Source organism: Vibrio sp. 1978, from assembly GCF_033344345.1.
The window spans coordinates 1-637 of sequence record NZ_JAWPOP010000611.1; the positions used below are offsets into that span (position 1 = coordinate 1).

General features: G+C 40.2%; 1 pseudogene. It reads left to right on the plus strand.

What is annotated here, in order from left to right:
• Positions 1-374 (plus strand): annotated as a pseudogene (locus R8N49_RS28120) (histidine kinase); the annotation flags it as partial.
• Positions 375-637 lie beyond the last annotated feature (263 nt).

The following is a 637-nucleotide window of genomic DNA, read 5'->3' on the forward strand; positions in this document are numbered from 1 at the left end:
TCTGCCTCATTAACGAATATCACCTGTATCTGGATAGTGGCAATTACCTCGACCCTGATATGGCATTGCAAATCTTCCAAACTCGCTGCTCTGCAACCAGTAAGTTGGTGCTAGAACGCTGGGGGTTCGACAACGATTTTCGAGAAGTCTCTTCAAACGAAAAGTTTGTTACCGCTCGTCCAGAAGTCAGTTATTTAGACATTGCTCGAATTGCAAACCACTTATTGATGTTCCGCAATCAAGACGAACGTATTGATGAACATGAAGTGGAATTCAATTTAACAGGTGCAGAGGTCTTGTATGACCTAAGCAATATGAGTGATACTGACTTTCAAAACGAAATCAACGCAGTACTCAGTGCTAGCGGCTTGTAATTAAGTTAACTAACGTCATCCACGATAAACATTAAACTCAAGGTCGAGTGTTGTTTTATCAGTGGCTTTTGTCTCCGACTTGTCTCACTAAGGAATTATCAAGTTTTATGTTCTCAGGGATGCTATTCATTTTTGCCCCTCTTGTTGTGGGGTACTTAATTCCTATTTCTCGCGCAGCTTTACTAGAGAAAATTAACCAATCAACTTCATACCTTATTTACGTCATTCTTTTGTTGATGGGTTTAAGTTTAGCTGCCTTAGAC